The sequence below is a fragment of the Planctomonas deserti genome (genome assembly GCF_003067705.1).
Lineage (GTDB): Bacteria > Actinomycetota > Actinomycetes > Actinomycetales > Microbacteriaceae > Planctomonas > Planctomonas deserti.
Genome location: NZ_QANL01000005.1, coordinates 137,207 through 158,294 on the forward strand (window position 1 = coordinate 137,207; position 21,088 = coordinate 158,294).

The following is a 21,088-nucleotide window of genomic DNA, read 5'->3' on the forward strand; positions in this document are numbered from 1 at the left end:
AATCCGACGGCGGGTGTCGGTTGCGTACGCCCGGGGGAGGCGGGGGACCGGCCCGGCTACTCCCGCCAGCCAGGCCGCACGAGCCCCGTCTCGTAGGCGACGACAACCAGCTGCACGCGATCCCGAGCGCCGAGCTTCGACATGATGCGCGAGACGTGCGTCTTCGCCGTGAGCGGACTCAGGAACAGGGCCTGCGCGATCTCCGCGTTGGTCCTGCCCTGCCCGACGAGGCCGAGCACGTCCCGCTCCCGCTCGGTGAGGCCCTCCAGCGGGCTCTCGTCCGGGGCATCGCGGAGGTCGGCGGCGACGCGCTCGAGGAGCCTGCGGGTGACGCTCGGGCTGAGCAGGGCGTCGCCGGACGCGACCACCCGGATCGCGCGGATCAGCTCGACCGGCTCAGTGTCCTTCACCAGGAACCCGCTCGCCCCCGCGCGGATGGCGCGGGAGACGTAGTCGTCGAGCTCGAACGTGGTCAGGATCACGACGTGGGTGCGGGCCAGCCTCGCGTCGGAGATGATCCGCTCCGTGGCCCACAGCCCGTCGCCGTCCGGCATCCGGATGTCCATGAGCACCACGTCGGGCACGGTCCGGGTGACGAGCGCCACGGCCTCCGTGCCCGTGGCGGCCTCGCCCACGACCTCGAGGTCCGGCTCCGCCGCGAGCAGGCTCCGGAAGCCCGCGCGAATCAGCTGCTGGTCGTCGGCGATGGCGACGGTGATCATGCGCTCTCCCTCCTCGGCGCCGGGATGCGCGCGAGCACTCGGTAGCCTCCTCCGGGCCGCGGGCCCGCCTCGAGGGTGCCGCCGAGCAGCTCCGCCCGCTCGCGCATCCCCAGGACACCGCGGCCACCGGCTGACGTGTCCGTCCGATCGTCGGCGCCGTCGGAGCCCTTGGTGCCCTTGGTGCCGCGGCCGTCGTCGAGCACCTCGGCGACGTAGAACGCGCCGTCCCTGCGGATGCTCACGATGGCACCCGCGGCGTCCGCATGGCGGAGCACGTTGGTGAGCGACTCCTGCACGATCCGGTACAGGGCCAGCTGGAGGGGCCTCGGCACCTCCGCGGGCTGCACATCCGGCGCGACGTCGAGCCGCACGGCGACGCCTCGCGCGGTGATGGAGGCGGCGAGCCGCTCGAGCTGCGACAGGTCGGGCTCCGGGGCCAGCGGGGATCCGGCGCCGTCGTCGGACCGCAGTACGCCGAGCACAGACCGCACCTCGTCGAGCGCAGTCTTGCTCGTCGCCTTGATCTCGGCGAGTGCGGCCGCCGCCTGCGCCGGGTCCCGATCCATGAGGTGCAGCCCGACGCCGGCCTGCACGTTGATCGAGCTGAGGGAGTGCGCCAGCACATCGTGCAGTTCCCGCGCGATGCGCACGCGCTCGGCCTCGGCCGCGCTCTGGCGGCGCTGCAGGTTCGCCCTCCGGTACTCTGCGATCCGCTCCCGTCTGGCGCGCACGGCCTCGCCGATTCCCACCATGGCGAGCACGCCGAAGGTCGTGAAGGCGGCGCGGCCGGGGGCGATGTCGGATCCGCGGATCAGCACCGCGGCCAGCGTGCCGAGCCACACCACGCCGACGGATGCCCAGGCCCAGGGCCGGGCGCCGCGCACGATGGCGCCGACGATCGCGAACGCGAGGGCGATGTACGGCGGGCCCGGAGCGCTGCTCGCGAGCATCAGGTCGGCCACGGCGGCGGCGGCGACCACGGCCACGACCGGGCCGGGGAACCGCCGCGCGCCGATCAGGGCGAGCGGGCCGATCAGGGCGAAGGCGAGCGCGGGCCCCACGTCGGCGCGGACCTCGGGACCGTGCCCGAGGAAGCGGGGGCCCTGCCCCGCGAAGATCGACGCCGGCACCTGAATGAATAGCGAGAGGAGAACGGGGACCCAGAGCCGCAATGCCGGGCGGGGATGCCGGTCGGGGTGGGACCAGGGCCGGTCCCACGGGGCGCCGTCGGCGCCGAACTCGGGAGCCGGCATCCTCGCATGGTAGCCCGCCCGCGAGACCCGGGACATCGGCTCCCGGGCTGCAGCCGCGTACTCCCGGGGGAGTACGCGCGCCGGCCGACCAGCACCGGCCGACCAGCGCCGGCCGCTAGAACTAGGGCGGCGAGGACCAGGGCGGCGAGGACCAGGGCGGCTAGGACCAGGGCGTCCACGGCCGAGGCTGCTCGATCCCGTCGATGCTCAGATCCATGCGCTCGTGGAAGAAGCAGATGCGGTCCCTCACACCGAGGGCGTCGACGAGCGGCTCCGGGTACGACCACGCGAAGTCGGGAACCGGTACGCCGTGCACGACGGGGGAGAAGTACGTCGCCGTGCCCTTGTAGGAGCAGACCGTCCGCGTGGCCGAGGGCTGGAGCTCGACCCGCACGTCCTCGAGCGGCAGGTAGTAGCGCTCGGGGAGGCCCGTCTCGTACAGGAGGCGCACGCTCGTGCTGTCCGCGACGATCTCGCCGTCGAGCGAGATGGTGATGCGCTTGCCGCTGCGGCGGATGTCGATCCGGGCGAAAGGGTCGTGCGGGTGGCTCACGACCACGTCGTCGTCCTCGAGCCAGGTGTCGAAGCTCGGGAAGTCGAGGATGACCATCCCCGCGAGGTCCGGGTCGTCGGGCAGGAACGCCTCGACCGGGCGCAGGTCCTGAGCACGCAGGAGCACGGTGCGGCCCGGCGTCTTCCGCACCGCGAAAGGGGTGCGCGGGTCCCAGTACGGGATGCGGTCGTAGTCGGCCGTGTCGGGCGCCTCCGTCCCGTGGTCATGCTCGTCATCGGCGCCACCCGGCGCCGGGTCGACGATGTCCGCGGTGATGTGCTCGGCGGGCACGGCGTAGCCAGGGACGACACGACGCGGCTCCCAGACCAGCACGGCTCGATCCGAGTCCACGACGGTGGCATCCCCCAGCCGTGCCCGCACGCGCTTCCGAGTCGGTTCGTACCTCAGCGAGCCCCGCTGGATTGCGAGGAGCTCGCTCATCTGCACAGCCATGAGGCTCCCTGTGCCGGCGCGCGGCCACGCGGGCGGGATGCCGGGCGGGGGTCGGCGTGACCGCATCAGGGTACCGCGCGCCCGCGGCGAGCCGCGATAGGCGGTCGGTGCAGGGATGAGCGGTCGGTGCCGCGATAGGCGGTCACGGGTCGGTCGTGGCGGTGCCGGCGGGCCCCGGAGGGGTGGGGATCTCGTCGGCGGCGGCCGGCGCATCCGCGAGGGAGACGTCGGCGGCCGCGTTCTGGCGCCGGCTGAGCAGCAGGAACGGCAACGCCACGGCGTTGATCAGGCCCGCGACGACGAGCGAAAAGGGATACCCCGAGACGTCGGCGGTCCGCCCGAGCGGGGGCTGCACGACGACGCCGCCGAGGTTGCCCATCAGCGAGTCGAACGAGAGCACCGTGGCGCGCTGACGGGAGGGGATGAGGTCGTTGAGGTACGCCTGCCGCACCGGCCCGCCCAGCGACGAGGCGATGCCCCACACCGTGACGAGTGCGAGGGCGACCCAGAAGTTGCGGGTGAGGCCGAGGCAGAGCAGCAGCCCGGCTCCCGCCCCGACGGCGACGAGGATGGTGCTCGTGCGCTTGCGGAACAGCCGGCGCACGCGCGGGGCGAGGAGGGCGCCGACGATCTGGGAGCCGGCGACGATTGCCGCGGCCAGGCCGGCGACCGAGTAGGCCTCGTCGTCGCCCCAGAGCCCGAGCAGGTAGGGCTGGAGGGCGTAGAAGACGTAGAAGCCGATGCCGGCGGAGAACGGTGCCGCGAGCATCATGTACCGGACCGGGGGGTTGCCGAGGCCGTGCGTGAGGGAGGCGCGGAACAGCGTGCGCACCGCGGCCGCCGGGCGCTCGGAGCGGTCGGGCGTGAAGCCGATGTCGCGCATCACCCGGAACGCCACAAGGAACATCGCGAGGAGCACGGCGGCGCGCAGCAGGAAGGGCACGCCGAGATCCGTCGCCTCGGCCACGACGCCGCCCGCGATGGAGCCGAACAGCATGGCCGTTCCGGACACGATGAGGCCGCGAGAGAACACGGGCTCCAGCTGGCCCGAGTATCCCGAGGCGCGGAGCGCGTCGACGAGCCACGCCTCGACGGCGCCGGAGAAGAAGGTGAAGCCGAGGCCGAGCAGCACGGACACCGCGGCCCACGCCCAGAACGGGGCGGACCAGATCCAGAGGAACCAATAGAGGGCCGTGGTGGCCATGAGCGTGACCGTGCCGAGGAGGTAGGAGGCGCGGCGGCCCACGCTGTCGGCGATGACGCCCGTCGGGATCTCGAAGACGACCATCCCCACGGTGTAGAAGGCGTTGGCGGCGAAGGCCTCGAAGTTGCTGAGGCCCGCGTCGAGCAGGAAGAGGGTGTTGATGCCCCAGATGAACGACGCGGCCAGGGTGTTGCCGAGCATGAGGACGAGATACGAGCGCTGCACGCGCCGGGCCGCGGGAGGGAGCACCGCCACGCTCACGGGGTGGTGCCCCGGTACAGCCTCGTACTCATTCCGATCCGTTCCGCCTCGGTCGTGCTGTGCGCCGCCTCGGTCGTGCTGTGCGGGCGCGCCCGCGGGTACGGGTGCGCCCCACGTCCGCGTTGACCCTAGCCGTGCCGCCGCCGTGTCCGCCAGGTGCCGAATTCAGGCTCAGCTGCGACACGCCGCATCCGGAGCCCTCGAAACGCGGCGTGTCGCAGCACAGCCTGAATCGTGAACGTCGCCGGGGCCGGGGCTGGGGCCGGGGCCGGGGCCGCGGCCGGGCGGAGAGCAGGGGGGCGGAGGAGGAGGAGGAGGGGTCCGGCGCGCTGCGGTACGGTGTCCGCGTGAACGCTCCCCTCGTGTACGAGTTCCGCGCGCCGCTGTGGCCGTGGGAGTCGCGGCGCGACCTGTGGACCTTCGTCACGCTGCCGGAGGACGCGTCCGACGAGATCGCCGCGCTGACCGACGGCTCGGCCCGCGGGTTCGGTGCCGTGCGCGTCGAGGCGCGGATCGGCGAGGTCCGGTGGCAGACGTCGATCTTCCCGCAGCACACCGGAGGGTCCTACGTGCTCCCGGTCAAGCGGTCGGTGCGGGCCGCCAACGACCTCGAGGTCGGCGACGAGGTCTCGGTGCGGCTCGAGGTCCCGCGCTGACGCGCGTCCCGCACGCGCACCGCCCGCACCGCACATCGGTCCCTGTTCCGAATTCAGGCTGTGCTGCGACACGCCGCGTTCGGCATGCCCGAAACACGGCGTGTCGCAGCTGAACCTGAATTGTGGAACGGGCGGTCGCTGAACCCGAGTCGCTACCCCGGTGCCGGTCCCCCGGCGCTCCGACCCTCGCGGCCCTAGCGGGCGCGGGGCTTGCGCGGCGGGCGGTCGTCGCCGCCCTCGCGCCTGCGGGCCGCGCCCGGACCACCGCGGTCGGGGCGCAGCTCGATGAGCTTGCCGCTGATCCGGGTGTCGCTGAGCCGCTGCAGCACGTCGTCCGGCAGGTTGGCGGGCAGCTCCACGAGCGAGAAGTCGGGCCGGATGTCGATGGCGCCGAAGTCGCCGCGGCTGAACCCGCCCTCGTTCGCGAGGGCGCCCACGATCTGGCGGGGCTCCACGCGGTGCCGCTTGCCGACGGCGATGCGGTAGGTCGCGAAGGACCCGCTCGAGCGGCGCTCGCGGCGCTCCGGCCGGTCGCCCCGATCCCCGCGGTCGCCGTCGTCGCGCGCGCCGCGGTCGTCGCGATCGAAGCGCTGCCTGCGGTCGTCCTCGGGGGAGAGCAGCAGGGGCTCGTCCCCCTGGGCCACGACCGCCAGCGCGGCGGCGACGTCGGCCTCGGGCACGTCGTGGTGCTCCACGTAGTGGCCGATGATGTCGCGGAAGCGGGCGATCCGCTCGCTCTGGGCGAGGGCGGCGCTGATGGCGTCGTCGAAGCGGGTGAGGCGGGTCGCGTTCACGTCCTCCGCGGTCGGCAGCTGCATCTGCATGAGCGGCTGACGGGTCGCGCGCTCGATCGAGGTGAGCATGCGGCGCTCGCGCGGGGTGACGAAGCTGATCGCGTCGCCCGAGCGGCCCGCGCGGCCGGTGCGGCCGATGCGGTGCACGTAGGACTCGGTGTCGATGGGCAGGTCGAAGTTCACCACGTGCGTGATCCGCTCGACGTCGAGACCGCGGGCGGCCACGTCGGTGGCGACCAGGATGTCGAGCTTGCCCGACTTCAGCTGGTTCACCGTGCGCTCGCGCTGCGCCTGAGCGACGTCACCGCTGATGGCCGCGGCGGAGTACCCCCGTGCGCGTAGCTTCTCGGCGAGCGTCTCCGTCTCGTTCTTGGTGCGGACGAACACGATCATCGCCTCGAAGTTCTCGACCTCGAGGATGCGGGTGAGCGCGTCGACCTTCTGCGGGTACGACACCATGAGGTAGCGCTGGGTCGTGTTCGCCGACGTCGTGGTCTTGTTCTTGACCGTGATCTCTTCGGGGTCGTTCAGGTACTGCGCGGAGATCCGGCGGATAGAGGAGGGCATGGTGGCGGAGAACAGGGCGACCTGCTTCTCCTTGGGGGTGTCGGCGAGGATCGTCTCGACGTCCTCGGCGAAGCCCATCTTCAGCATCTCGTCGGCCTCGTCGAGCACGAGGTACTTGAGCTGGGTGAGGTCGAGCGTGCCCTTCTCGAGGTGGTCCATGATGCGGCCGGGCGTGCCGACCACGATGTGCACGCCGCGGCGCAGGGCCGAGAGTTGCACGCCGTACGCCTGGCCGCCGTAGACGGGCAGCACGTGTACGCCGCGCAGGTGCGCCGCGTACGACTCGAAGGCCTCGCACACCTGCAGCGCGAGCTCGCGGGTGGGGGCGAGCACGAGGGCCTGCGGGGTCTTCTGGGTCACGTCGAGGCGGGACAGGATGGGCAGCGCGAACGCCGCGGTCTTGCCCGTTCCGGTCTGCGCGAGTCCGACGACGTCACGGCCGGAGAGGAGGAGGGGGATGGTCGCGCTCTGGATGGCGGACGGCGTCTCGTAGCCGACGTCCTTCAGGGCCTTGAGCACCCGGTCGTCGAGTCCGAGGTCGGAGAAGGTCTGCTCCGCCCCTTCGGATTCTGCGGTGTCGTGCTCGGAAGTATCAGGTGAAGCCATGTTCCCAAGGTACCGGTCGCCACACCGGTACCGGTGCCCTTATCTCCCGAGAGCACCGCGATCCGGTCAGGCGCCGGCGATCCTGCGGACCCGCTCCGGGGCGATGACCTCCACTTCGGCGACGATGGCATCGATCAGGGACTGCCCGCGCCGGAACTCCGACGGTGGGGTGTTGAAGCGGCGCCCGTCGTCGGAGGCCAGAACGAGAAGCGTGGGGGACACCACGGCGACGGCGGTCCGCGAAAGGTCGATCGACCAGGCCAAGCGCCCGGATCGCACCAGCAGCATTCCGTCGACGACGGCTGCCCGGTCACCTATGGACGCGGGTCGGAAGCGCCCTCGCCACACCGTCGCCCTTCGAGCGAGCCGGGCGAACTCCCTCGGCGTCAGCGTTTCGAGCGGAGCCCTGTCGTCGATCGGCAGACCGAGGTCGGCGGAGAACGACGCTGCGTCATCGATGTCGGCGTTCTCGTCGAACAGCAGCACTAGCGAGTCGAGCGACGCCGACCAGGCTTCGCGCAGAGCCTCCGCGGGGATGACGGACGAGGTGCGCAGCTCTTCCTGCGCGTCCTCGACGGGGTAGGCGAGAAGGAGCGCAGCCACCGTGTTCGCCGCCTGCATGGCGGCCACCGCGCCACGGTCCACCATCGTGAGCGCGGCAGCCGACGTCACCCGTGCCCGGGACAACTCCGAGAATCCCTCCCGGGCGATGCGCCGAGCGAGTGTGACGGCCTCCACCGCGGCTTCCCGTGCCGCGGCCGGTCCTGCACCGATCTCGATCACGAGCTCGGAGGTCGCCGCGTCCAGACGGTTCCCCGAGACCTCCACTACGTAGCAGAGACCGCGGTCGTGTCGCAGAGCGACGAAGAACTCGTGCGACAGCGCGGACCGGAGAGCGGCCTCCATCACCGCGGGCACCGTGACCGACAGAACCACACCGCCGAGCGGAGTGGGCGCGGCAACCGGTGAGGACAGCGTGGCCAGGGCGTGACTGGCACGTGCCCGGGGGGCCTCACCCACCGGCAACAGGAGTCCGGGGTCCGTATCGACGGGCCACGGACCGGACAGGACGATCGCGGCGTTGTCCGCGGTGAACCACCGCCGGACCCACGCGATCACCTCGGCGCGGCTGACACTTGCGAGAGCGGGGGTTCCGGCACCGACGAGACCAACACCGCCGAGACCGAAACGGAGCGTCGACGCCGACGGCACGCTCTCGTTGAAGCGGACGGAATCCTCGGACTCGATGATCGACAACTCCAGGGCGACCTGCCGGTCGTCGAGTTCGTCGATCCGTCGAATGGCCTCGGCGAGGCGGCTCAGGAAATCGACGCCGCCCTCCTGATCCGCCCACGCGGAGAACGTCACGGTGGTGACGTCGGTCGTTCCGTCCTTCAGGAGGGCATCGGCACCGGCGAGCCGGATAAGGAGGTGTTCGGCGAGGTGGGTGATGCCGGCGAGGTACGGCGGCTCGTCTCGGTGACCCACGCCGAAAACCAGGGACACCTCGCTGACATCCGATCCGGGGGAGAAGACGACGGGGACTGTAGCGAGTCCGGGAGTGGCGACGCTCTGCACGGGGTCAGCATGCCAGCGGCGCTCTGCGCCGTCTCGTCCCCAGTTGTGGGCAAGGAGCACCCGGGCGGCGTCCCGGCGTCCCCTCGCGCTACTGGAGCTCCGCCTCCCGGGAGTGCTCCGCGAGCAGGGCGCGTGCGGCCAGGCCGATCACCGCGCTGTAGGTGGGATAGGCGAACCGCACGTTCGCGAGCGTCGCCACATCCACCCCGGCGGCCATCGCCGTCGTGACGGACTGGATGACCTCCACCGCGTTCTCGCCCACGCCATGGGCACCCAGGATCAGCTCGCGGCGGCGGTCCGCGATGAGCTTGAGGAAGCCCCGCTGCCGGTCGTCGATGACGGCGCGGTCGAGGCCGTCGTAGGGCACCGTCGCAACGACGCAGAGCTCGTCCCGCTCGCGCGCCTGCTCCTCGGTGAGGCCGACGCCGGCGTAGTCCGGGTCGGTGAATCCGCCGGCGGGCAGGAGGTGGTGCGGCGTGCGGCGGTTCGCGCCGAGCACGGCGTTCTCGGCCGCCGCCTCGCCCTCGAACTGGGCGGCCTGCACCAGCATGTCGCGGCCGTTGGCGTCGCCGACCGCAAAGATGTGCGGCACGACCGTGCGGAAGTACTGGTCGGCGGGGATGGCGGAGCGCTTCACCTCGACGCCCGCGTGCTCCAGGCCGAGGTCCTCCACGTCCGCGGGCCACCCCGTCGCCATGATGACGGCGTCCACGTCGGCGGACTCCCGGTCGCCGCCGTCCCGCCAGCTCAGCGCGATCGAGCCGTCCGCGTTCCGCTCCAGCGCCTCGACCGTCTCGATGCCGGTGTGCACGCGGATGCCCTGGTCGCCGAACGCGGTCGCCACGAGCTCCGAGATCGAGGCGTCGGAGGCCATGAGCACGCGGGGCGCCACGTCGAGCAGCGTCACCTCGGAGCCGAACGAGCTGAACACGGTCACGAGCTGCGCTCCCGTGTTCCCGGCGCCGATCACCGCGACCCGGCGGGGCAGCTCGGGAAGGGACAGCACGTCCTCCGGCACCGTCGCGAGCTCGGCGCCCGGAATCGGCAGGCGACGGGAGTGACCGCCGACGCACACGATGATCGACTCCGCGGTGACGCGGCGGCCGCTGTCGAGCACGAGCGTGCGGTCGTCCTCGAAGCGGGCCCGACCCTCCTGCACAAGGGCGACGCCCGCCGCCTCGAAGCGCTCGGCCTCCCGCTTGATCGACCGCACGGCGTCCACCCGCTCGCCTACGCGGCGCACCATGGCGGACCAATCGATCTCCGGCGCGCCGACGGTGACGCCGTAGTCGTCCGCCGCGCGGGTCTCCCGGATGAGCCGAGCCGTCTTCGCGAGCACGCGTGTGGGCACGCACCCGGTGTTCACGCAGGTGCCCCCAACGCGGCCGGCCTCGAGCACCACGACGGATGCGCCGAGTTCCGCCGCGCGGAGGGCCGCCGCGGTGCCCGCGGGGCCGGCGCCGATCACGGCGACGTCGTAGTGGTCCGGGCGAGTGGGCATGGCGTCCTCCTGGTCGTCGCGTCGATCGCGTCACCCTCAGCTTGGCCGTGCTTCTTGTGAGGTGCCGAGGAGCGCCCCGACGGCGGGATGAGGCGGGCCTCTTGTGCCCGCCGCCCCGCGGCGGTAGCGTGCCGGAATATAAGCAGCAACTTATAAAAGGAGTGCACATGACCGACACCACGAACACCGAGGCCGCCCTGATCGGGCGCGAGGTGCGTACCGGATCACGGGACGGACGATCGACGAAGATCGCCGTCGCGCGCCGCACGTACCCCGCCGACCGGCAGGACCTGTGGGACGCTCTGACGAACCCCGAGCGCATCCCGCGCTGGTTCCTCCCCGTCGAGGGCGACCTCCGGGTGGGCGGGCGCTACCAGCTGATCGGCAACGCCGGTGGCGTCGTCGAGCGGTGCGACCGCCCGAGCTCCTTCGCGGCGACGTGGGAGATGGGCGACATGGTGTCGTGGCTCGAGGTGACGCTGACGCCGGCTGATGAGGGCACCACCCTCGAGCTCGTGCACGAGGCGTTCGTCGATCCCGACCTGTGGGGGCAGTTCGGCCCGTCGGCGGTGGGCATCGGCTGGGACCTCGGTCTGCTGGGCCTCGGGATGCATCTGGCCAGCGGCGAGTCCGTCGACCCCGACCTCGCGGCCAACTTCCTCACCTGGCCCGAGGGCATCGCGTTTGCGCGGGCGTCCGCCTCGGGCTGGGCGGACGCGGCCGCCGCGGACGGCGACGACCCCCTACAGGCCCGGGAGGCGGCGGAGCGCACCGTCGCCGCCTACACCGCCGTACCGGAGACCGAGAGCGAGCCAGAGTCCCAGCCCGAGTCCGTATCCGAGCCGCAGTCCCGGCACGACGACGCGGCCGGGAGCTAGTGGACGGCGTCTTCGAGGCCCTCGGCGACCCGGTGCGCCGGCAGATCCTCGAGGCGCTCGCCGACGGGGAGCAGCCCGCCGGGCGGGTGCTCGACGCCGTCCGGTCACGCGCGCCCATCTCGCAGCCCGCCGTCTCGCAGCACCTCCGGGTGCTGCGAGAGGCGGGCCTCGTGCGGGTGCGCGCGGAGGGGACGCGGCGCCTCTACGCGGTGGACCCGGAGGGCCTGGCCGCGGCCAGGACGTGGCTCGGGCGCTTCGTGGACCCGCTCGCCCCGTTCGCTCAGCCGCTGGACGCGCTGGAGACCGAGCTCGCGCGCGGCCGCCGGGCGCGCCGCGCCGAGCCGGGCACAAATGCTGCCGAGGCCGGCGCCGTCGACCGGGGGATGCGCTCAGGCGAGCGAGGAGACCGCCTCGCGTGACGGCGCCGCGGTCCCTGCGGGGAGGTCGAGGTAGCCCCAGGCGAGCTGCCAGGTCTCACCTCGGTCAGCCCGCTCGAGCACCGCGCGCTGCAGCGACGTCTCGCGGGGCAGCTCCGGCACCCGGCTGAGGTCGCGCGTGCGGAAGACGAAGTAGAGCGCCTCGGCCGGCGCGTCCTTCGTGACGCCGAGCGGCGTGAAGCGACGGATGAAGGAGCCGACGTTGGTCTCGGCGGGCATCCGCTCGACCAGGTAGGGATCGAGCATCCAGGAGTCGCAGGTCGCCACGGTGACCGGCTTGTCGGGAAAGTGCTCGGCGAAGAAGCCGGATGCGAGGGAGAGGCTCTCGTCGACGAGGTCCGGTCGCAGCGGACCGGACTCGGGGATGTGCAGCGCGAGCACCCAGTCGCCCTCCTCGAACGCCCCGGCGTACGCGACCTTCGTGCGCTGCAGCGCGAACTGCAGCCGGCCGAGCGCGAAGATTCGCGCGGTGAGGTGGTGGGTAAGCCAGCGCCACGTCTGCAGGCCGAACTCGCCGGTGACACGGCGGCTGATCGCGACGTGCCTGCCGACGTCGGCGAGCGTGTCCCGGGTCACGTCCTCCGGGATCCCGCGGGCGCGGTGCCACTCGACCAGCGTGGGCGTGAACAGCAGGAAGGCGTGCAGCCAGGTGAGCTCGTCCTTCGTCGGCTCGTCCAGGGGCACCTCGTCGAAGGTGCCGAAGCTCCGCGCGAGGGCGTCGAGAACCTCGTTCACGGTGGTGCGATCGCGGTCGCCTCGCAGAAGGGCGAGGCAGTCGTCGCGGTCCTCCTCGGCGATGGCGAGGAGGGTCAGAAGCTCGTCGGTGTTCACGGGATCCTCTCGAGGGGGTGCACGGCGTCAGCGCGACGAGATGCCGTTGAGCATCCCGCTGATGAACTGACGCTGAAGGAAGAAGTAGAGCACCACGATGGGCAGGGCCACGATGATGCCCGCCGCCGCGAGCAGCGAGTAGTCGGTGAGGTGCTGGCCCTGGAAGAACGCGAGCCCGAGCGGCGCCGTCCGGAGCTCGTCGCGGGTGACCATGACGAGCGGCATCAGGAACTCGTTCCAGGTCCACATCGTCACGAGCAGGCACATCGTCATGATCGACGGCGCCGAGGGAGGCACGACCACCTGCCACAGGGTCCGCAGGTCGGTGGCCCCGTCGATCCTGGCGGCCTCGATCACCTCGCCCGGGAACGAGAGGAACTGGTTGCGCATCCAGAAGATGCCGAACGCGAGCGACTGGGCGGTCTGCGGCAGGATCAGCGCCCAGTAGCTGTCGGTGACGTGCGCCGACCGCAGATTGAAGTAGAGCGGGATGATGAACGCCTCGGCCGGCAGGAGCAGCCCCGCCAGGAGCACGAAGAAGATGACCTTCGAGCCGAAGAATTTGAGCCGCGCGAAGGCGAACCCGGCGAGCACGCTGAGGACGGTCGACAGCACCACGACCGCGACGGTCACCAGGATGCTCGACAGCATGTAGCGGGAGAAGTGCCCGCGCTCCCACGCCTCCGCGAAGTTCTGCAGGGCGACGCTGTCCGGGATGACGAAGCCGGACCCGCTTCCGGAGGGGGTGACGGCCTGCAGGATCACGCCGAGGAGCGGCACGAGGGCGATCGCGGCGAACGCGGTGAGGACGATGTAGCTGAGCGTCTTCTCGCGAAGGGAGATTCTCATTCTGCTTCCTTCGGCTGCATGCGGGAGATGAGTGCCGTGACGAGCAGGATCACGATGGTGAGCACGACGGCGACGCTCGCGGCGGAGCCGACCTGCCCGGAGACGAATGCACGGCTGTAGGCCTCGTAGGCGGGCACGCTCGTGGCGTTGCCCGGCCCGCCGCGCGTTGTGACGTAGACGAGGTCGAAGGTCTTCAGCGCGGACACGACGCTCAGCGTGAGCGCAACCACGATCTGACCGCGCAGGGCGGGCAGGGTGATGCCGAAGAACTCCTGCAGCCCGTTCGCCCCGTCGAGCCGCGCGGCCTCGAACAGCTCGGGCTGCACGTTGCCGACGCCGCTCAGGAACAGGACGAGGCAGAGGCCGACGTTCAGCCAGGTGCCGATGAGGCCGACCGCGATGAGTGCGGAGCTGGTGTCGCCGAGCCAGACGCGCGCGAGCGAGTCCAGGCCCACGGCGCGGAGGATCGTGTTCAGGAGACCGTTGGGGGAGTAGATCGACAGCCAGGTCGTGGCGACGACGACCGAGGCGATGACCTGGGGGAGGAACAGGACCGTGCGGAAGAACGACATCCCGCGAAGCGCGTTGGCCCGCGAGATGACCATGGTCAGCAGCAGGGCCACCGTGATGGGGACGAAGGAGTAGAAGACGATGAGCGTGCCCACGTGACCGAATGAGTCGCGCAGATCCTCGTCGCGGAAGACGTCCAGGTAGTTCTCGAAGCCGACCCACGTCGCCGCGCTGAGCCCGTTCCACTCGAAGAGCGAGTACCAGCCGGTCTGCAGCGTGGGCACGATGAGGAACGTCACCGAGAAGAGGACCGCGGGAAGGATGTAGAGGTACGCCTTCCAGCCGCCCGCCCGGCGGCGGGTGCGACCCGAGGTCGCACCCGCCTTCCGGGCACCCGCCGCGGTGGTCAGCAGGGGAGCCGCGCTCACGCCTCTTCTACTTGCTCTCGAGGAAGGCGGAGTAGTCGTCCTGCAGGATCTCGGCGAACTGCTCCGGCGTGACCTGCCCGTCTGTGAGCTGCTGCACGGCGCTCGACAGGGTGTCGTAGAACGTCGGGGTCGAGTAGTCGAGGTACGGCACCATGCCGCCGGACTCGCTCACCGTCTGGTAGGCGTTGACCACGTCCGCGGTCAGGGTGCCCTCCTCCGGCTTGTAGTCGTCGGGCAGCACGGCCGGGAGGCTGTTCTGCTCGAGGAAGACCTGCGCCGCGTTGTCGACGTTGATGAAGTCGATGTACGCCGCGGCGACGTCCGGGTTCTCGGAGCCGGTGGTGATGGCCCAGGCCAGGCTCTCGCCGCCCGTCGTGGCCGGCGTCTCCTCGCCCTCGGGGATCAGCGTCGTGAAGCCGGCGCTGTCGCCCATCGACTCGGTGAACTGCGCCTGCAGCCAGGAACCGCTGATGGTGAACGCCGCGCTGCCCGCCTCGAAGTCGGCGATGGCCTCGTCGCGGGAGATGCCGTTCGCGCCCTCCGTCAGGTACTTCTTCTCGGCCCAGGACTGCACGACCTCCGCCGCCTGCACACTGGTCTCGTCGGTCCAGGCGCCGCCCTGTCCGGTCGCGAGCTCGTTGACGACGTCCGCGCCGGCGAGCGCCGCCTGCACGACGCCGTACAGGTGGATGCCGGGGCTCTTGTCGACGTCGCCGTAGGCCATGGGCTGGATGCCCGCCGCCTGGGCCGCCGCCATCGCGGCCTCCAGCTCGTCGAGCGACGTCGGGGGCTCGATCCCGAGCTGCTCGAGGATGTCGCGGTTGTAGTAGACGCCCACGACCTCGCCGGCCTGCGAGATGCCGTAGAGATTGTCGCCCTGCCATTCGGAGCCGTCGGAGCTGAAGGAGTTGATCTTGAGCAGCGACTCCGGGTAGTAGGAGCTCCACTCGTAGAGCTCGTCGTAGTCGTTGAGCGAACGGATGAGCCCGCCCTCGACGAAGGCGCCCATGTCCGGGTAGCCCTGGTTGGCCTGGATGACGTCCGGTGGGTTGTCGCCCGACAGGGCGAGGCGCAGGGTCGTCTTCAGGTCCGCGAAGGACTGGACCTCGCGCTCGATCGTGACGTTGGGGTACTTCTCCGTGAAGGCGGCGTTCAGCGACTCCTGCGCCTCGTTGATGCCCTCGTCGGTGTTCTGGTCCCAGACGCTCAGGGTCACCTCGCCGGCGCCGGAGATGTCGTCGGACACCGGCTCCGAGGACGACTCGGCGGGGGCGGACCCGCCCGGCGCGCAGGCGGTCAGGGTGAGCGCCATCAGGGCGGTTGCCGCGAGGGTGCCGGATCGGATCCGGTTCTTCGTGCTCATTGTTCGACTCCTTCAGTGGTGCGACTCGATGGCTGCTCTGGGACACGTGAGGTCCACCAGCACCATGGACTCCACTGACCGACACGCTAGATTTCGGATGTTACGCCGTGATTACCGTTTGATTCCAGCCTGAAGTTTTTTTCATTCCGAATAACTTTGTTCGATCGCTGCAGTTAGAGTGACGCTCATGACCCGACCAGCCAGGAACGACGGCGACTTCGCCCCCGGATCCGTGGGCGATGTGTTCCGCCTGATCCGCGGCGGCGTCGCCACGTCGCGTTCGAGTCTCGCACGGGTGTCCGGTCTTGCCCCGTCCACGATCTCCCTGCGCGTCGACGCCCTGGTGCGGCTGGGCCTCGTCAGCGAGGGCGGCGACGAGCGCTCGCGGGGCGGCCGGCGGGCGCGCCTGCTCGAGGTCGCGCGATCGGCGGGTTTCGTGGCCGGGATGGACGTCGGGGCGAACCACGTGCAGCTGGCGCTCGCGGACCTCACCGGCGCGCTGCAGGTCGTCGAGAGCATCCCGGTCGCCATCGAGCGGGGCCCGGATGCGGCGACGGAGCACCTGTGGGGCGCCCTCACCGACCTGATGGTGCGGAACGACCTCGACCCCGTGCTGCTGCTCGGGCTCGCGGTCGGCCTCCCCGCCCCGATCGAGTATCCGACCGGGCGCGTCGTGCTCCCGTCCTTCATGCCGAGCTGGCACAACGCCGACCTGCCCGGCCTCTTCGCGCGCTACACCGACATCCCCGTGCTGATCGAGAACGACGCGAACCTGCTCGCGCTTGCCGAGCGCTCGGAGACCAGTCCCGAGCTCGATCAGCTCCTCGCCGTCAAGCTCGGCACCCGCATCGGCTGCGGCATCCTCTCGGCCGGCCGGCTGCACCGCGGCGTCGGCGGCGCGGCGGGCGAGATCAGCCACACGTCGGTGGACGGCGACTCGACGATCGCCTGCGTCTGCGGCACGCCGCACTGCCTCGAGTCCGTGGCGAGCGGGGGAGCGATCGCCGCCCGCCTCGCCGCGCGCGGCTTCGACGTGCGCACCGCGGCCGACGTCGTGGAGCTCGGCCGCGCCGGGAACCCGGAGGTGGTGGAGGAGCTGAGGAAGGCGGGCACCCGCATCGGCGGGGTGCTCGCAACCATCGTCAACTTCTTCAACCCCCGGGATGTCGTGCTCGGCGGCACCATGTCGGCGTCGTCGCCGCTGGTCGCCGCGATCCGGGCGGAGCTGTTCCAGCGCTGCCTGCCGCTCGTCACGGAGGATCTCGAGGTGCGTGCTGCCCGCAGGCCGAGCGACGCCGGCGTGCGCGGCGCCTGCCAGCTCATCCTCGAAGAGGTGCTCGCCCCGCACCGCATCGACCGCCTCGCGCGGGAGCTCGACATGGTCCCCGCCGGGGACCGCTGACCCCGGCGAGCCGGGGCCCAGAATCGACGCAGCAACGACCGGACACCGGGAAGGAACGCGATGCAGGTAATCATCCTCAAGAACGCGGACGAGATCGGGCAGTATGCCGCGGACATCATCCTCTCGGGGGTGACGGACGGATCCATCTCGGTACTCGGTGTCGCCACGGGTTCCTCGCCGTTGCCCGTCTACCGTGCCCTCGAGAGCCGGTGGGTGCCGCAGGTGGCCGAGCTGACGGCGTTCGCCCTCGACGAATACGTCGGGCTCGCCCCCGAGCACCCCGAGAGCTACCACTCGGTCATCGACCGCGAGGTGACCCGGCCGCTCCGCCTGGACCCGGCTCGCGTGCACGTGCCGAACGGGGCCGCTGAGGACCCGGAGAGGGCGTGCGTCGACTACGAGCGGGCGATCGCGGAGGCGGGAGGCGTGGATCTGCAGATCCTCGGCATCGGCAGCACGGGACACATCGGCTTCAACGAGCCGTCCTCCTCGCTGAGCTCACGCACGCGCATCAAGACCCTGACCCCGGAGACGCGGCGCGACAACGCCCGCTTCTTCCCCTCGCTCGACGACGTGCCGCTGCACTGCGTCACCCAGGGGCTCGGCACCATCATGGACGCCCGCCGCGTGCTCCTCGTGGCGCAGGGCGAGGGCAAGGCGCGGGCCGTGGCCCAGGCTGTCGAGGGCCCGCTGAGCAGCATGTGCCCGGGTTCGGTGCTGCAGCTGCACCCCGACGCCACGATCCTCCTCGACGAGGAGGCCGCCTCCCGGCTCACCCTCACCGACTACTACCGCTTCGTCTTCGAGAACCGGCCGGCCTGGCAGCGGCCTTGACAGTCCCCGCCGACCGGGCGAACATGAGCCGCACGACGAGCGGCGAGGAGGCGGCGATGCGCAAGGACGTCCGATGGAGCGAGCTCAGCCCGGGTCGGCGGATCGCGGTCGCCATCCTCGGGGTGGTGCAGGTCGGGCTCGCCGTGGCGGCGTGGCGCGACCTGGCGAAGCGCTCCGCAGCCGAGGTGAACGGGAGCAAGCGCACCTGGGCGGCGATCATCGCCATCAACTGGGTCGGCCCCATCGTCTACTTCGCCAAGGGCCGTCGCGCCTGATTAGGTCGGCGTCTTGGCGCATCCTCGCGGCGCGCGCCGCCCGTAGGCCACACTGAACGGGTGACTGACCGCCGGTTGATGCTGCTGGACACGGCCGCCCTGTACTTCCGCGCCTATTACGGCATGCCGGACACGGTGAAATCGCCGGACGGCGTGCCCGTCAATGCGATCCGCGGGCTGCTCGACATGATCGGGCGACTGGTCACGGAGTTCACCCCCACCGAGCTGATCGCCTGCTGGGACGAGGACTGGCGCCCGCAGTGGCGGGTCGACCTGCTGCCGACGTACAAGGCGCACCGGGTGGCCGAGGCGGTCCCGGTGGGCCCGGACACCGAGGTCGTGCCGGACACGCTCACCCCGCAGGTGCCCATCATCGTCGACGCGCTCACCGCGCTCGGCATCCCCATCGTGGGGAAGGCGGAGTACGAGGCGGACGACATCATCGGCACGCTCGCGGCAACGGCGATGGTGCCCGTCGACGTCGTGACCGGGGACCGCGACCTCTTCCAGGTGGTCGACGACGAGCGCGCCGTGCGCGTCATCTACACCGCGCGCGGCATGAGCAAGCTCGAGATCGTGACCGAGGAGGTGCTCCGCGCGAAGTACGGCATCTCGGCCCGCCAGTACGCCGACTTCGCGGTGATGCGGGGCGACGCCTCGGACGGCCTCCCCGGCGTCGCCGGCGTGGGGGAGAAGACGGCGGCGACCCTCCTCGGCCAGTTCGGCGACCTCGACGGGATCCTCGCCGCCGCGGCCGAGGGGTCGCGGTCACCCCTGTCGGTCGGCGTCAAGACGAAGCTCCGGGCCGCCGCCGACTACCTCACCCGCGCGCCCGCCGTCGTGAACGTCGCGCGGGACCTCGACCTGCCCGACGTGAATGCGCGCATCGGCATCCCGGAGGCCGGGCGGGAGGCGATCGCTGAGCTGCAGACCCGCTGGGGGCTCGGCCGCTCCGTCACCCGCGCGGTCGAGGCGCTCGACCTCCGCGCCACCAGGGTCTGACCGGCGCGGTCCCTGAGGTGGCTGCGTCCCTGCCCGGCACGGTTCCTGGTCTGTCGAAGGGGCGATCCCGCTATACGGGAGGTTCTTGAGCTCGACGAAGGGTGGTTCCTGAGCCTGACGAAGGGCTAGCTCCCGGTCGCCTGCCCTCGCGCCCGCGCCGATGTCCACCCCTGCTGGTGCAGGCGCTCGAAGCCGTCGAGGAGCGTGTCGAGGGCGAACTCGAACTCGAACTGGTCGTCGCAGCCCTGGCCGACGGCAGAGTCCTCGTGCGCGCTCGCCATGGCGACGGCGAGGATGTTGGGATACCGGGCGGCCATCTGCTGCATCATCGCCGCCTGTGCCTCGGGGGGCATCGGGGCACGCGGGGCTGTGCCCGGCCTCGGTGCATCGTCGAACAGTTCCTGGGTGAAGCCCCACATCCGCCCGCCGATGGCGTGCATCACGTGGTGGGTGAGGTCGATCGAGAACCCGCCGGCCCGGAACATCCCGATGAACGAGTCCATGTAGTCGAGCACCGCGGGCGTCTTGGTCGTGCGCGTCTCCATTGCCTGGCGGGCCCAGGGGTGCCGCTGGAGCGCGCGACGGGCCGACAGCACGCGCCCGCGCACCGCGCTCTTCCAGTCGGCCCCCGCCGTCGGCGGGTCGATCTCGCCCACGATGGCCTCGACCATGCCGTCGAGCAGCTCCTCCCGGTTGGCCACGTGCTTGTACAGGGCCATGGGCACGACGCCGAGCTCGTCGGCGAGCTTGCGCATGCTCAGCGCCTCGATGCCGACCCGGTCCGCCAGCGCAACGGCAGCGCGCATCACGCGCTCGCGGCTCAGCCGAGGGCGCCGCGCACCGCCGGACTCCTCGGACGACCCCGTCCCGTTGACCCTTGACACGTGTACAGCGTACGCCTACTTTGTGGATTACGAGGTGTACGTCGTACACCTACAATCCCTCCCGAAAGGACCCGAACATGCGGGAATCACGAAGAACCGCCATCGTCATCGGCGTGCTGTTCCTCCTCACCCACGTCACGGCGATCGCGGCCGTCGCCCTGTACGCCCCGGTGTTCGGGGATCCGGAGTACGTCCTCGGCGACGCGGGCGGCGGCGGCATCCTCCTCGGCGGACTGCTCGACGTTGTGCTCGCGCTCGCCGTCGTCGGCACGAGCGTCGCCCTGTACCCCGTGCTCCGCAGGCAGAGCGAGGGCATCGCGCTCGGCTACGTCGCCCTGCGCACTCTCGAGGCGGGCGTCATCCTGGTGGGCGTCGTCACCATCCTCGGAGTCCTGTCACTGCAGGAGACGGCTGCGGCATCCGGTGACGCGTCGCTCGTCGCGGCGACCGGCGCGCTCGTTGCCGCGCACAACTGGACCTTCCTGGTCGGGCCCGGCCTGATCTGCGGCACGAACACCGTGCTCGCGGCCTACCTCATGTACCGATCCGGGCTCGTGCCCCGCTTCATCGCGGTGCTGGGACTGGTGGGCGGACCGCTCATCTTCGCCGCGAACACGGGCGTGATGTTCGGGGTCTTCGACCAGGTGTCGCCCTGGACGGGCCTCTGCGTGATCCCGATCTTCGCCTGGGAGATCTGCCTCGCGGTGTACCTGATCGCAAAAGGCTTCCGGTCGGCGGCCCTTGCCCGCCTGGCCGGCGAGCCCGTTGACGCCGTGCCGCCGCGGGTTCCCGCGGGCGTCTAGCCCGACGCACGACGACGCGCGTCGCTTCGACAGACTCAGCGACCGTGGGGGGTGACCCTCACGGTCGCTGAGCTTGTCGAAGGGACGTCTTCTACCGGTCCCGCCCCGATCGACCGGCCTGCAGGGTCCTCGAGCTCACGCCGAGCGACGGAGCGTCACGACCTCACCCGCGCCCTTCTCCTGCGCCGCCGGGTGCTCGACCACGGCGATCACGCGGTTGGCCATGAATCGCGCCGTGCGCATCGCCGTGCCGCCGCGGGTCACCTCGGTGACCGCGACCAGGCCTCGGCCATGCGTGATGTCGACCCGTCGTCCTGCCCGGGTCGCCTCGATCTCATACGTACGGGTTGCGTCGCCAGCATCGACGACGACCTCGACCCGATCACCCTTCACGGTGCCTCCTCTGTCCGTCATCGGATGCAACGTCGCAGGTCAGGCTCGTAT

At 71.2% G+C, this 21,088-nt stretch carries 21 protein-coding genes; 8 read left to right on the forward strand and 13 right to left on the reverse strand.

Going from position 1 to position 21,088, the window contains the following annotated elements; all coding sequences use genetic code 11:
- Positions 1–56 precede the first annotated feature (56 nt).
- The 4 genes from DAI20_RS16440 to DAI20_RS16455 form a co-directional block, all read right to left on the reverse strand.
- Positions 57–722, reverse strand: a complete 666-nt coding sequence (locus DAI20_RS16440; protein ID WP_108252801.1) for a response regulator — start codon at positions 720–722, stop codon at positions 57–59.
- A complete protein-coding gene (locus DAI20_RS16445) occupies positions 719–1,975 on the reverse strand; it encodes a sensor histidine kinase (RefSeq protein ID WP_108252802.1) in 1,257 nt (418 codons plus the stop codon). The genes DAI20_RS16440 and DAI20_RS16445 overlap by 4 nt, the downstream gene beginning before the upstream one ends.
- Before the next feature lie 160 nt (positions 1,976–2,135).
- Positions 2,136–2,969 (reverse strand): DUF427 domain-containing protein, encoded by an 834-nt coding sequence (locus tag DAI20_RS16450; protein ID WP_205781483.1) that lies wholly within the window; start codon positions 2,967–2,969, stop codon positions 2,136–2,138.
- Between the two features lie 154 nt (positions 2,970–3,123).
- Positions 3,124–4,386 (reverse strand): MFS transporter, encoded by a 1,263-nt coding sequence (locus DAI20_RS16455; RefSeq protein WP_108252865.1) that lies wholly within the window; start codon positions 4,384–4,386, stop codon positions 3,124–3,126.
- A gap of 407 nt (positions 4,387–4,793) precedes the next feature.
- Between DAI20_RS16455 and DAI20_RS16465 the strand changes: the two genes are divergently transcribed.
- Positions 4,794–5,102 (forward strand): DUF1905 domain-containing protein, encoded by a 309-nt coding sequence (locus tag DAI20_RS16465; RefSeq protein WP_108252804.1) that lies wholly within the window; start codon positions 4,794–4,796, stop codon positions 5,100–5,102.
- Between the two features lie 194 nt (positions 5,103–5,296).
- Here DAI20_RS16465 and DAI20_RS16470 read toward each other — a convergent pair whose 3' ends face one another.
- From DAI20_RS16470 to DAI20_RS16480, 3 genes are all read right to left on the reverse strand, one after another.
- A complete protein-coding gene (locus tag DAI20_RS16470) occupies positions 5,297–7,069 on the reverse strand; it encodes a DEAD/DEAH box helicase (protein ID WP_108252805.1) in 1,773 nt (590 codons plus the stop codon).
- A 66-nt stretch (positions 7,070–7,135) separates the two neighbouring features.
- On the reverse strand, positions 7,136–8,647 hold the full coding sequence (locus tag DAI20_RS16475) for an insulinase family protein (protein WP_159085113.1): 1,512 nt from the start codon (positions 8,645–8,647) through the stop codon (positions 7,136–7,138).
- 88 nt (positions 8,648–8,735) lie between these two features.
- Positions 8,736–10,148: a dihydrolipoyl dehydrogenase family protein gene (locus tag DAI20_RS16480; RefSeq protein ID WP_108252807.1), complete on the reverse strand. Its 1,413-nt coding sequence runs from the start codon at positions 10,146–10,148 to the stop codon at positions 8,736–8,738.
- Positions 10,149–10,315: 167 nt separating this feature from the next.
- Between DAI20_RS16480 and DAI20_RS16485 the strand changes: the two genes are divergently transcribed.
- A complete protein-coding gene (locus DAI20_RS16485) occupies positions 10,316–11,026 on the forward strand; it encodes an SRPBCC domain-containing protein (RefSeq protein ID WP_108252808.1) in 711 nt (236 codons plus the stop codon).
- Entirely contained in the window at positions 11,026–11,445 is a 420-nt protein-coding gene (locus tag DAI20_RS16490) for an ArsR/SmtB family transcription factor (RefSeq protein ID WP_108252809.1), read from the forward strand. Before DAI20_RS16485 ends, DAI20_RS16490 begins: the two co-directional genes overlap by 1 nt.
- Here the strand turns inward: DAI20_RS16490 and DAI20_RS16495 are convergent.
- Genes DAI20_RS16495 through DAI20_RS16510 form a run of 4 tightly spaced genes read right to left on the reverse strand, consistent with a single transcriptional unit; the run spans position 11,416 to position 15,444 of the window.
- Positions 11,416–12,294, reverse strand: a complete 879-nt coding sequence (locus tag DAI20_RS16495; RefSeq protein ID WP_108252810.1) for an acyltransferase domain-containing protein — start codon at positions 12,292–12,294, stop codon at positions 11,416–11,418. The genes DAI20_RS16490 and DAI20_RS16495 overlap by 30 nt on opposite strands.
- Before the next feature lie 27 nt (positions 12,295–12,321).
- Complete coding sequence (locus DAI20_RS16500; RefSeq protein ID WP_108252811.1) at positions 12,322–13,143, reverse strand: carbohydrate ABC transporter permease; 822 nt, start codon at positions 13,141–13,143, stop codon at positions 12,322–12,324.
- A complete protein-coding gene (locus tag DAI20_RS16505) occupies positions 13,140–14,081 on the reverse strand; it encodes a carbohydrate ABC transporter permease (protein ID WP_240606130.1) in 942 nt (313 codons plus the stop codon). Before DAI20_RS16505 ends, DAI20_RS16500 begins: the two co-directional genes overlap by 4 nt.
- A 7-nt stretch (positions 14,082–14,088) precedes the next feature.
- Complete coding sequence (locus tag DAI20_RS16510; protein WP_108252812.1) at positions 14,089–15,444, reverse strand: extracellular solute-binding protein; 1,356 nt, start codon at positions 15,442–15,444, stop codon at positions 14,089–14,091.
- A gap of 187 nt (positions 15,445–15,631) precedes the next feature.
- Between DAI20_RS16510 and DAI20_RS16515 the strand changes: the two genes are divergently transcribed.
- The 4 genes from DAI20_RS16515 to DAI20_RS16530 all read left to right on the forward strand — a co-directional run bounded on the left by DAI20_RS16515 (position 15,632) and on the right by DAI20_RS16530 (position 18,957).
- Positions 15,632–16,846: an ROK family protein gene (locus tag DAI20_RS16515; RefSeq protein WP_159085114.1), complete on the forward strand. Its 1,215-nt coding sequence runs from the start codon at positions 15,632–15,634 to the stop codon at positions 16,844–16,846.
- 60 nt (positions 16,847–16,906) lie between these two features.
- Positions 16,907–17,680 (forward strand): glucosamine-6-phosphate deaminase, encoded by a 774-nt coding sequence (nagB, locus tag DAI20_RS16520; RefSeq protein WP_108252814.1) that lies wholly within the window; start codon positions 16,907–16,909, stop codon positions 17,678–17,680.
- Between the two features lie 23 nt (positions 17,681–17,703).
- The gene (locus DAI20_RS16525; RefSeq protein ID WP_240606131.1) at positions 17,704–17,955 is read left to right on the forward strand and encodes a PLDc N-terminal domain-containing protein; all 252 of its coding nucleotides are present in this window, start codon (positions 17,704–17,706) and stop codon (positions 17,953–17,955) included.
- A 78-nt stretch (positions 17,956–18,033) separates the two neighbouring features.
- The gene (locus DAI20_RS16530; RefSeq protein WP_108252815.1) at positions 18,034–18,957 is read left to right on the forward strand and encodes a 5'-3' exonuclease; all 924 of its coding nucleotides are present in this window, start codon (positions 18,034–18,036) and stop codon (positions 18,955–18,957) included.
- Positions 18,958–19,082: 125 nt separating this feature from the next.
- Here DAI20_RS16530 and DAI20_RS16535 read toward each other — a convergent pair whose 3' ends face one another.
- Positions 19,083–19,763, reverse strand: coding sequence for a TetR/AcrR family transcriptional regulator C-terminal domain-containing protein (locus DAI20_RS16535; RefSeq protein ID WP_108252816.1), 681 nt, complete (start codon positions 19,761–19,763; stop codon positions 19,083–19,085).
- Between the two features lie 155 nt (positions 19,764–19,918).
- Between DAI20_RS16535 and DAI20_RS16540 the strand changes: the two genes are divergently transcribed.
- Positions 19,919–20,644, forward strand: a complete 726-nt coding sequence (locus DAI20_RS16540; protein ID WP_108252817.1) for a DUF4386 domain-containing protein — start codon at positions 19,919–19,921, stop codon at positions 20,642–20,644.
- Between the two features lie 135 nt (positions 20,645–20,779).
- Here the strand turns inward: DAI20_RS16540 and DAI20_RS16545 are convergent, their stop codons facing one another.
- Entirely contained in the window at positions 20,780–21,058 is a 279-nt protein-coding gene (locus DAI20_RS16545; RefSeq protein ID WP_240606132.1) for a DUF8836 family protein, read from the reverse strand.
- Positions 21,059–21,088: the final 30 nt, after the last annotated feature.

Coding starts and splice junctions, on each gene's coding strand:
- DAI20_RS16500 (WP_108252811.1), bottom strand. CDS start 13,143: ATGAGAATCTCCCTTCGCGAGAAGACGCTCAGCTACATCGTCCTCACC.
- DAI20_RS16480 (WP_108252807.1), bottom strand. CDS start 10,148: ATGCCCACTCGCCCGGACCACTACGACGTCGCCGTGATCGGCGCCGGC.
- DAI20_RS16525 (WP_240606131.1), top strand. CDS start 17,704: ATGAGCCGCACGACGAGCGGCGAGGAGGCGGCGATGCGCAAGGACGTC.
- DAI20_RS16485 (WP_108252808.1), top strand. CDS start 10,316: ATGACCGACACCACGAACACCGAGGCCGCCCTGATCGGGCGCGAGGTG.
- DAI20_RS16530 (WP_108252815.1), top strand. CDS start 18,034: ATGCTGCTGGACACGGCCGCCCTGTACTTCCGCGCCTATTACGGCATG.
- DAI20_RS16470 (WP_108252805.1), bottom strand. CDS start 7,069: ATGGCTTCACCTGATACTTCCGAGCACGACACCGCAGAATCCGAAGGG.
- DAI20_RS16545 (WP_240606132.1), bottom strand. CDS start 21,058: ATGACGGACAGAGGAGGCACCGTGAAGGGTGATCGGGTCGAGGTCGTC.
- DAI20_RS16455 (WP_108252865.1), bottom strand. CDS start 4,386: ATGCTCGGCAACACCCTGGCCGCGTCGTTCATCTGGGGCATCAACACC.
- nagB (WP_108252814.1), top strand. CDS start 16,907: ATGCAGGTAATCATCCTCAAGAACGCGGACGAGATCGGGCAGTATGCC.
- DAI20_RS16540 (WP_108252817.1), top strand. CDS start 19,919: ATGCGGGAATCACGAAGAACCGCCATCGTCATCGGCGTGCTGTTCCTC.
- DAI20_RS16440 (WP_108252801.1), bottom strand. CDS start 722: ATGATCACCGTCGCCATCGCCGACGACCAGCAGCTGATTCGCGCGGGC.
- DAI20_RS16535 (WP_108252816.1), bottom strand. CDS start 19,763: ATGCGCGCTGCCGTTGCGCTGGCGGACCGGGTCGGCATCGAGGCGCTG.
- DAI20_RS16450 (WP_205781483.1), bottom strand. CDS start 2,969: ATGAGCGAGCTCCTCGCAATCCAGCGGGGCTCGCTGAGGTACGAACCG.
- DAI20_RS16515 (WP_159085114.1), top strand. CDS start 15,632: ATGACCCGACCAGCCAGGAACGACGGCGACTTCGCCCCCGGATCCGTG.
- DAI20_RS16510 (WP_108252812.1), bottom strand. CDS start 15,444: ATGAGCACGAAGAACCGGATCCGATCCGGCACCCTCGCGGCAACCGCC.
- DAI20_RS16445 (WP_108252802.1), bottom strand. CDS start 1,975: ATGCCGGCTCCCGAGTTCGGCGCCGACGGCGCCCCGTGGGACCGGCCC.